Annotated in this window: 3 protein-coding genes; all 3 read left to right on the forward strand. The window is 62.7% G+C overall.

From position 1 onward, the window contains the following. Nucleotides 1-116: 116 nt before the first annotated feature. Nucleotides 117-2,879, forward strand: coding sequence for a preprotein translocase subunit SecA (gene secA / locus AC4FAH_RS13090; protein ID WP_286987193.1), 2,763 nt, complete (start codon nt 117-119; stop codon nt 2,877-2,879). Nucleotides 2,880-2,968: 89 nt separating this feature from the next. Further along, nucleotides 2,969-4,192 (forward strand): bifunctional glutamate N-acetyltransferase/amino-acid acetyltransferase ArgJ, encoded by a 1,224-nt coding sequence (gene argJ, locus AC4FAH_RS13095; RefSeq protein WP_279839037.1) that lies wholly within the window; start codon nt 2,969-2,971, stop codon nt 4,190-4,192. A 107-nt stretch (nt 4,193-4,299) separates the two neighbouring features. Further along, nucleotides 4,300-5,105 (forward strand): Nudix family hydrolase (locus AC4FAH_RS13100; protein WP_490246172.1); only part of this gene is annotated, 806 nt, incomplete at its 3' end.

Genomic DNA, 5,105 nt, shown 5'->3' on the forward strand with positions numbered 1-5,105 from the left:
GCCTGATGGGCCCCGGGCCACATCGAGCTGCCCTGTCATCGCGTTTGGCGGCAGCGCTTGAGTGTCATGATATGTGAAGGCGTGACCCGACCCCGGGTCACGTACAAGGACAGAATATGCTGGGTAAATTCCTGACCAAGGTAGTGGGTTCCAAGAATGATCGCGAAGTGAAGCGCCTGCGCAAGCGGGTCAACGCGATCAATGCGCTCGAGAGCGAGCTTGAGCCGCTCTCCGATGAGGCGCTGACAGCCAAGACCGCGGAATTCCGCGAGCGTCTCGCGCAGGGGGAACACCTCGACAAGCTGCTGCCGGAAGCCTTCGCGACCGTGCGTGAGGCCAGCAAGCGCATCATGGGCATGCGTCACTTCGATACCCAGATGGTCGGCGGCATGGCGCTGCACGAAGGTCGCATCGCCGAGATGAAGACCGGTGAGGGCAAGACGCTGGTGGGGACGCTGGCGGTCTACCTGAACGCACTGACCGGCGAAGGCGTTCACGTGGTGACGGTCAACGACTATCTGGCCACCCGTGATGCCAACTGGATGCGTCCGCTGTATGAATTCCTCGGCCTGAGTGTCGGTGTCATCTACTCCGGCCAGCCCAATGAAGACAAGCGCGCCTCCTATCAGGCCGATATCACCTACGGCACCAACAACGAATACGGTTTCGATTACCTGCGCGACAACATGGCCTTCTCGCTGGAAGACAAGGTCCAGCGCAAGCTGCACTTCGCCATCATCGATGAGGTCGACTCCATCCTGATCGATGAGGCGCGCACGCCGCTGATCATCTCCGGTCCGGTGGAAGAGAATACCGACCTCTACAAGATCATCGATCGCATGGCGCGCGAGCTCGAGCAGTGCAGCGATGAGGAAGATCCGGAAAGCGGCGACTTCACCCTCGATGAGAAGCAGAAGCAGGTCGAGCTGACCGAGTTCGGTCACCAGAAGGTCGAGGCGCTGCTGCGTGCCCAGGAGCTGCTCGGGGAAGAGGATTCCCTGTATGCGGCCCAGAACCTGAGCCTGCTGCACCACGTGCACTCTGCGCTGCGTGCCCAGAACCTGTTCGTGCGTGACGTGGATTACATCGTCAACAACGGCGAAGTGGTCATCGTCGATGAGCACACCGGGCGTACCATGGTCGGTCGTCGCTGGTCTGAAGGCCTGCACCAGGCGGTCGAGGCCAAGGAAGGCGTTGCCATCCAGAAGGAAAGCCAGACGTTGGCATCCACGACCTTCCAGAATTACTTCCGTCTCTACGACAAGCTGTCCGGCATGACCGGTACGGCCGATACCGAGGCCTTCGAATTCCGTCAGATCTACAACCTCGACGTGATGGTCATCCCGACCAACAAGCCCATCGCGCGCAAGGACATGAATGATCTGGTCTATCTGACCGCGGAAGAGAAGTTCAACGCCATCATCGAGGACGCCCGCGAGAAGGTCGCGGAAGGTCGCCCGGTGCTGGTGGGTACCGCCTCGGTCGAGACCTCCGAGCTGCTGTCGCAGATGATGCACAAGGCAGGCGTCAAGCATCACGTCCTGAACGCCAAGCAGCACGTCAGCGAGGCCGCCATCATCGCCCAGGCGGGTCGTCCGGGCGCCGTGACCATCGCCACCAACATGGCCGGTCGTGGTACCGACATCATGCTGGGCGGCAACTGGGAAGCCGAGCTTGCCGAGCTGGAAGCGCCGACCGAAGAGCAGATCAACGAGATCAAGCATGGCTGGCAGGAGCGTCACGAAGCCGTGCTGGCCGCGGGCGGTCTGCACGTGATCGGCTCCGAGCGTCACGAATCACGCCGTATCGACAACCAGCTGCGCGGTCGTGCCGGTCGCCAGGGTGACCCGGGCTCCACGCGCTTCTTCCTGTCGCTGGAAGACAGTCTGATGCGCCTGTTCGGCTCTGACCGCGTTCAGCGTCTGATGGGTGCGCTGGGGCTCGAGAAGGGCGAAGCCATCGAGCACAAGATGGTCTCCAATGCCGTCGAGCGCGCGCAGAAGAAGGTCGAGGGTCGCAACTTCGACGTGCGCAAGCAGCTGCTCGAGTACGATGATGTCGCCAACGACCAGCGCAGCGTGATCTATGAGCAGCGCAACGACATCCTCGAAGCCGACGAGATCGCCGAGAACATCGCCGGCATCCGTCGCGAGGTGCTCGATGACGCCATCTCCCTGCGTGTGCCGCCGCAGAGCCTGCCGGAACAGTGGGACCTGCCGAGCCTCGAGAACGACCTCAAGACCGACTTTAACCTCGACCTGCCGCTGGTGCAGTGGGCGGAAGAGGACGAGCACTTCCATGAGGAAACGCTGCGTGAACGTCTGCAGGCTGCCCATGAAGCGCTTTATGCCGACAAGGTCGAGGCCGTTGGCCCTGAGCTGATGCGCCGCTTCGAGAAGCAGGTCATGCTTCAGGTGCTGGATACGCGCTGGAAGGAGCACCTGCAGGCGATGGACAACCTGCGTCGTGGTATCCACCTGCGCGGTTATGCCCAGAAGAACCCGAAGCAGGAATACAAGCGCGAAGCGTTCGAGCAGTTCCAGACGCTGCTGGTCAACATCAAGTCCGACGTGGTGCGGATTCTCAGCCACGTGCAGGTGCGTCGCCAGGAAGAGGTCGACACGCTGGAAGAAGAGCGTCGTGCCAACCTCGAGCGCGAGCAGGCCAGCGCCGAAACGCGACGTATCGATGAAGATGCGGTCAGTGAAGACGGTGTCCAGGCGGCCGAAGAGGTCGTCGAGGCACAGTACGGTGCGCAGCCTCAGGCCCAGGGCGATGGCGAGCCGATGCGCCGCGATGTGCCCAAGGTCGGCCGCAACGACCCGTGCCCGTGCGGTTCCGGCAAGAAATACAAGCAGTGCCACGGCAAGCTGAGCTGACACTGCGCCAAACAGCCTCCCTGCGCGTCACGTCGATTCGGCTCGCAGGGAGCAGTTGTCACAGAACACCATGATTGGAGACGTGAGCGATGGCGGTAGGGCCTTCCACTTTTCCCGCTGACATGCCGGCGATTGCCGGCTTTCAGATCGGGGTTGCTGAAGCCGGTATCAAGAAGCCGGGTCGTCGTGATCTGGTGATCATGGCCCTCGAGGCAGGGTCGCGTCTTGCAGGCACTTTTACCCGCAACGCCTTCTGTGCGGCACCGGTCCATGTCGCACGTGAGCACCTCACGGCAGGCGTCGACGGGCCGCGTTATCTGGTGATCAACACCGGCAATGCCAATGCGGGGACTGGCGAGCAGGGCATGACCGATGCTCGCGCGACCTGCCAGGCATTGGCGGAGATCGCCGGCTGTGATGCAAAGGCAGTATTGCCGTTCTCGACCGGCGTGATCGGTGAACCGCTGCCGATGGATCGCCTGACGGCGGCGTTGCCGACAGCCTTTGCCGACCTGGGCGAGGGCGACTGGTCTGCCGCGGCGCATGGCATCATGACCACCGATACGCGGCCCAAGGGCAGCTGGCGGACACTGACGCTGAGCAATGGCGAGAGCGTGACGCTGGCCGGTGTCTCCAAGGGCTCCGGCATGATCTGCCCGAACATGGCGACCATGCTGGGTTTCGTGGCCACCGATGCTGATCTCGCCATCGATCAGGCGGCTCTCGACGCCATGCTGCGCCGGGTGGTGGTCAAGAGCTTCAACAGCATCACCGTCGATTCCGATACCTCCACCAATGACGCCTGCATGCTGGCTGTCACGGGGCAGGCCGGGCGCGTCGAGGGTGAAGACCTGATCGCGTTCGAGGCCGCCCTGGCGGAGGTCATGCTCGAGCTGGCTCAGGCCATCATTCGTGATGGCGAGGGGGCGACCAAGTTCGTCACCATCGAGGTCAGCGAGGCGCGTTCACAGGAAGAGGCGCGTGCCGTCGGCTTTACCGTCGCGCACTCGCCGCTGGTCAAGACAGCGCTCTATGCCAGCGACGCCAACTGGGGTCGCATTCTGGCGGCCGTTGGACGTGCGCCGCTGGAAGAGCTGGACGTCACGGGTGTCGCGATCACGCTCAATGGCGTCACCATCGTCGAACAGGGCGGCCGTGCCGACAGTTACACCGAAGCCGCCGGCAGTGCCGCCATGGCCGAGGAAGAGCTGGTGATCGGCATCCGCCTGGGACGTGGACAGCAGGAAGCTCGCATCTGGACATCGGATCTGTCCCACGATTACGTCTCGATCAACGCTGATTATCGTAGCTGACGCCCCAGGGCGGAGGCTTGTGCTGAAACGGTAATGCAATATCTCCCGCAGGCTTCGCCTCTCGAGGCGGAGTCGGATGTACAACGCGAGTCAAAGGTACAGGCATCATGCCGAAGCGAAGGGTTCACGTGGCGGCTGCCGCCATCTTAAACGAACAGGGCCAGGTCCTGATTGCACGTCGTCCCTCGACGGTGGATCAGGGCGGCTTGTGGGAGTTTCCGGGTGGCAAGCTGGCGCCTTACGAAACCGGTCTGGAAGCGCTCAAGCGTGAGCTGTGCGAAGAGCTGGGCATCGAGATCATTCGTGCTCAGCCGCTGATCCGTATTCATCACGAATACCCGGACAAGCACATCCTGCTGGATGTGTGGGAAACGCGTCAGTTCACTGGCGAACCCTTTGGCCGTGAAGGGCAGGCAGTGCGCTGGGTCGAGATCGAGGATCTCTACAAGTACGCCTTCCCGGCGGCGAATCTGCCGATTCTGCGGGCGGTCTCGCTGCCGCGCGAGTATCTGATCACGCCGGAAGAGGCCGATGAGGGCGTCTTCGAGACGCGTCTGACGCGTGCGCTGGATGAGGACGGCGTGCGTCTGGTCCAGCTGCGCGCCAAGGAGCTGGATGAGGCGGCCTATATCGCGCGTGCCGAGAAGGCGCTGGCGATCTGTCATGCGCGTGGTGCTCGTCTGCTGCTCAACGCTGAACCGTCCATGCTCGACAAGGTCGATGCGGATGGTATCCACCTGACCAGCGTGCGTCTGGCGGAGCTGGCGGAAAAGGGCGAGCGTCCGATTGCCGCCAACAAGTGGCTGTCTGCCTCCACCCATGATCAGCAGCAGCTGGACCAGGCCGGCCGTGTGGCGTGTGACTTCGTGTCACTGTCGCCGCTGCGTGTGACGCCGTCGCATCCGGAGCGTCC

The sequence above is a fragment of the Cobetia sp. genome, assembly GCF_983723665.1.